Consider the following 4,407-nt stretch of genomic DNA (forward strand, 5'->3'; position numbering starts at 1 on the left):
GATCGAACCTTGGCTGAAGGCGCACCTGCCTGGCGCGGCGCCCTGGCAATTGGATGGCCTCCAGAGCTTGATCGGATTTTTCGCCCTGGTTCTGGCGAGCCCCTTTGCATTGGTGCTGCCCGCGATCGCCTTGAATGCTGCGGACAAGGGGACGATGGCGGCAATGCGGGGGTTCCGCCTGGTTGGCCGAGAATATTACCTCGGCGTCGCCTTGATCCTTGGACCCTACGCTGCGGGATCCTGGCTGCTCAATTCGGCCTACGAAAACTTCAAAGGACCGGCGGTGGCGGCGGTTACCTTGGTGGCCGGCGTCGTCCTGATCCTGGTGACTGTGCTTGTCGGCATGACCTATCTGACCCGTGTCTACCTGCTGGGCGCTGAGCCACTGCGACCTGATGGTGTCGACTCCGCAAGCGCGCCCGCGCCATAGCGGCGCTCACCGCACCCATGGTACTAGGGCCAGGCTTTGGGGACGGGGCGGGGACCGATGGACATTCACAAGCCGAAGCCGGTGCACAGCTGGCGCGAGTTCCTCTCCGAGATCGGCGTCATCGTCTGCGGCGTGCTGATCGCGCTCGCCCTGGAACAGACGGTCGAGTGGGCGCACTGGCAAAGGGAAGTCCGCCTGGGCCGCGAACACCTGCGCGAGGAGATCAGCTTCAACGAGCGCGTCTATCTTCACCGCCTGGATGTTGCGCCCTGTGTCGCCCGGAACCTGACAGAGCTGAAGGGCGTCATCACCGAGGTGAGGGCCCACAAGCACGTCGGCCCGATCCCGCAATTCATTTCGCCGGAGAATGGTCCGATCCGTCACGAGATCTGGAACTCACTGAGCGCTGGTCAGGTTCTGGTTCATTTTCCTAAGAATGAGCTGAGTAAATACAGCCAGTTCTACCAGTATGTTCAGGACGATGAATACGCCATGGACCGGGAGTCCCGCTCCTGGCGGCAGCTGCACCTGCTGGAAGGCGACCCGAACCAGCTCTCGGCTCAGGACATCAGCAACCTCCGTGTCGCCGTGGGTGACGCCCAGGAAATGAGCGCAGAGGTCGGGGTGATCTCCCGCATGCAGGTCGAGGTTGGCCGCGCGCTCGGCCTCGATCTCAAGCCCGACCCCGCCTGGCGGCACGAATGCGAGCCGATCGTGCGGCTCTGACCCGGGCGCCGCGCCATTGTGGCCGCTCGAAGAGTCCGCTTACAGTTGTGACGATTGATCAGTCTGGGGACCGATGGAAATTCACAAGCCGAAGGCGGCCCACAACTGGTCCGAATTCCTCATCGAGATCGGCACGATCGTCTGCGGCATCCTGATCGCGCTCGCCGGCGAGCAGGCCGTCGAGGCCTTCCATTGGCGCCACGAGGTCGAGGCTGAACGCTCCGCCCTGCATGACGAGGCGCGCGACAACCTCTCGGCCGTCGCCTACCGGCTGGCGGAGGCGCCCTGCATCGACCGACGTCTGGCCGAGCTTGAAGAGGGCTTTCGGCGCCAGGCCAAGGGCGTCCCGCTGGAGTTCCGCCAGCCTTTCGCAAGACCGCCGATCTGGGTGGCGAGCACCGGCACCTGGGACATCGCCGTCAGCGGCCAGGCGCTCGGCCATATGACCCACAAGGAAAAGCTGTCCTTCAGCGACGCCTTTGACAGCTACAAGGCCTTCGCCCGACTGCGCAACGAGGAGGACGTCGTTTGGCGGCGGCTGGCCCTGATCAATCACCGCGAGGTCCTCGGGCCAGGCGATTGGGTCGAATTGCACCAGGCCTGGGGCGAGGCCATGGGCACGAACGACCGCACGAAGTCGCTCATGACCTATATCATGGGCAAGGCCGCCCTGGGGCAGCATCCCCAGCCGATCGCGGACGACGACGCGGCAGACCTGAAGGCCTTCTGCACGTCACTGTTCTAGTCGCCCAGCAAGGCCCGCGTCGCGGCGGCCACATCCGCCTGCCGCATCAGGCTTTCGCCGACCAGCATGGCCTTGGCCCCGGACGCCTCCAGCCGTGCGACTTCGGCGGCGGTGAAGATGCCGCTTTCGGTGACCAGCAGGGCGCCTTTGGGGGCGAGGGCCGCCAGGCGTTCCGTGATGGAGAGGTCGGTCTCGAAGGTGCGCAGATTGCGGTTGTTGACGCCGACGAGCGTGGCGCCCAGGGCGCCGGCCCGGGCCATCTCGGCCTCGTCGTGCACCTCGACCAGGGCGTCCATGCCGAACCGCGCCGCCTCGGCCAGCAGTTCGGCGGCGAGGCTGTCGTCGACCATGGCCAGGATCACCAGGATCGCGTCGGCGCCCAGGGCGCGGCTCTCGGCCACCTGCCAGCCGTCGACCAGGAAGTCCTTGCGAATGGCGGGCAGGGCGACGGCGTCACGGGCGGCGGCCAGATAGGCGTCGGCGCCCTGGAAGCTCGGCGCATCGGTCAGCACCGACAGGCAGGCCGCGCCGCCGGCCTCATAGGCCCGCGCCAGCGCCGGCGGATCGAAGTCCGCGCGGATCAGCCCCTTGGACGGCGAGGCCTTCTTGATCTCGGCGATCAGGGCGAGCCTGCCGGGCGCATGGGCCCGCTCCAGGGCGGCCTTGAAGCCCCTGGGCGGCGAGGCGCGGAACGCCGCGCCCTCGAGCTCGGTATAGGATCGCGCCGACTTCCGGGCGGCGACCTCGTCGCGCTTATAGGCGGCGATCTCGTCGAGGATGTCGCTCATGCCGCAGCCCGCGTGATGACCACCAGGCGGTCCAGAACACTGAGCGCCAGTCCGTTGTCGATCACCTGGGCCGCCAGCTCGACACCCTCGCGCAGGGTCTCGACCTTGTCGCCGACCAGGAAGGCGGCGGCGGCGTTCATGAGCACGATGTCGCGATAGGCGCCGGCCTGGCCGTTCAGCAGGGCGCGCAGGGCGACCGCATTCTCGGCCGGGGTTCCGCCGGTGAGATCCGCCAGAGCGCCGCGCGGCAGGCCCACGGCCTCCGGCGTGATGGTGAACAGCCGCACCTGGCCGTCGCGCCATTCGGCGACGCTGGTCTCGCCGGTGATGGTCATCTCGTCCATGCCACCGCCGTGGACCACCCAGGCTCGCTCGGCGCCCAGAGCGCCCAGCACCCGGGCCAGGGGCTCGACCCAGCGGTCGGCGAACACGCCCAGCACCTGGCGTCTGGCGCCGGCCGGATTGGTCAGGGGGCCCAGCAGGTTGAAGATGGTGCGGAAGCCCAGCTCGGCGCGGATCGGCGAGACGTGGCGCATGGCCCCGTGGTGGGCGGGGGCGAACATGAAGCACAGGCCGATCTCGTCCAGGGCCTTCAGCTGCGTCTCGGCGGGGGCGGAGAGGTTGACCCCCAGCTCAGCCAGCACGTCGGCGGCGCCGGACTTGGACGACAGCGCCCGGTTGCCGTGCTTGGCGACCTTCAAGCCCCCGGCCGCGGCCACGAAGCTGACGGCGGTGGAGATGTTCAGCGTGTGCAGGCCGTCGCCGCCGGTGCCGCAGACATCGATGGTGGGGTAGGGCACGTCCAGTGTCACGGCGGCGCGGCGCATGGCCCGGGCGCTGGCGGTGATCTCGCCCACCGTCTCGCCACGCAGCCGCATGGCGGTGATGGCGGCGGCCACCTGGGCCGGGGTCGGTTCGCCGCGCAGGCAGGCGGCGAAGAATTCCTGGGCGTCGTCTTCCGACAGGGTCGCGCCGTCGGCGAGACGCCCGAGCAGGGGCTTGAAGGCGTCCGACATCAGGCCTCGGCGAGCGGCTGGACGCCGGCTATGGCCAGGAAATTGGCCAGCAGGTGATGGCCGCCCTCGGTGGCGATGGATTCCGGGTGGAACTGCACCCCGTGGATCGGGCGGGTGCGGTGCTGGAAGCCCATGATCTCGCCGTCCTCGGTCCAGGCGGTGACCTCCAGCTCAGCGGGCAGACTGTCCTTCGCCACCGACAGGCTGTGATAGCGGGTGGCGGTGAAGGGGTTGGGCATGCCCGCGAAAATCCCTTTGCCCTCGTGGTGGATCGGGCTGGTCTTGCCGTGCATCAGGGCCTTGGCGCGGATCACGTCGCCGCCATAGGCCTGGCCGATGGCCTGGTGGCCCAGGCAGACCCCCAGGATCGGTAGGTCCTGCGGCGCCCCGCCGATCAGGCCCAGGCAGATGCCGGCCTCGTTCGGCGTGCAGGGGCCGGGCGACAGCAGCACGCCCTGGGGCCGGAGGCCCAGGGCCTCCTGAACGGTCAGGGCGTCGTTACGATAGACGAGGGTCTCCGCCCCCAACTCGTTCAGATAGTGGACGAGGTTGTAGGTGAAGCTGTCGTAGTTATCGATGACCAGGATCATGGCTCAGTCTCTAGGCCGGGCTTGGCCCCGCGCCAAGACCCCGCATTGCGTCGGATATGGGAAGCGATCAGGCTGGGTGCATGCCGTCCGCTGATTCCGCCCTCGAAACCGC

At 68.1% G+C, this 4,407-nt stretch carries 6 protein-coding genes; 3 read left to right on the forward strand and 3 right to left on the reverse strand.

Going from position 1 to position 4,407, the window contains the following annotated elements:
- The 3 genes from Q7P21_RS19470 to Q7P21_RS19480 form a co-directional block, all read left to right on the forward strand.
- Positions 1-430 (forward strand): hypothetical protein (locus tag Q7P21_RS19470; protein WP_304179933.1); only part of this gene is annotated, 430 nt, incomplete at its 5' end.
- A 57-nt stretch (positions 431-487) separates the two neighbouring features.
- Entirely contained in the window at positions 488-1,156 is a 669-nt protein-coding gene (locus Q7P21_RS19475) for a hypothetical protein (protein WP_304179935.1), read from the forward strand.
- Between the two features lie 73 nt (positions 1,157-1,229).
- Positions 1,230-1,901, forward strand: a complete 672-nt coding sequence (locus Q7P21_RS19480) for a hypothetical protein (RefSeq protein ID WP_304179949.1) — start codon at positions 1,230-1,232, stop codon at positions 1,899-1,901.
- Here the strand turns inward: Q7P21_RS19480 and trpC are convergent.
- From trpC to Q7P21_RS19495, 3 genes are read right to left on the reverse strand one after another with little or no spacing between them, the layout of a single operon-like run.
- A complete protein-coding gene (gene trpC, locus Q7P21_RS19485; protein ID WP_304179956.1) occupies positions 1,898-2,689 on the reverse strand; it encodes an indole-3-glycerol phosphate synthase TrpC in 792 nt (263 codons plus the stop codon). The genes Q7P21_RS19480 and trpC overlap by 4 nt on opposite strands.
- Positions 2,686-3,705, reverse strand: coding sequence for an anthranilate phosphoribosyltransferase (gene trpD, locus Q7P21_RS19490; protein ID WP_304179958.1), 1,020 nt, complete (start codon positions 3,703-3,705; stop codon positions 2,686-2,688). The genes trpC and trpD overlap by 4 nt, the downstream gene beginning before the upstream one ends.
- Complete coding sequence (locus tag Q7P21_RS19495; RefSeq protein WP_304171016.1) at positions 3,705-4,295, reverse strand: aminodeoxychorismate/anthranilate synthase component II; 591 nt, start codon at positions 4,293-4,295, stop codon at positions 3,705-3,707. The genes trpD and Q7P21_RS19495 overlap by 1 nt, the downstream gene beginning before the upstream one ends.
- Positions 4,296-4,407 lie beyond the last annotated feature (112 nt).

The organism is Phenylobacterium aquaticum (assembly GCF_947378715.1).
In the GTDB taxonomy this organism is placed as follows: domain Bacteria; phylum Pseudomonadota; class Alphaproteobacteria; order Caulobacterales; family Caulobacteraceae; genus Phenylobacterium; species Phenylobacterium aquaticum_A.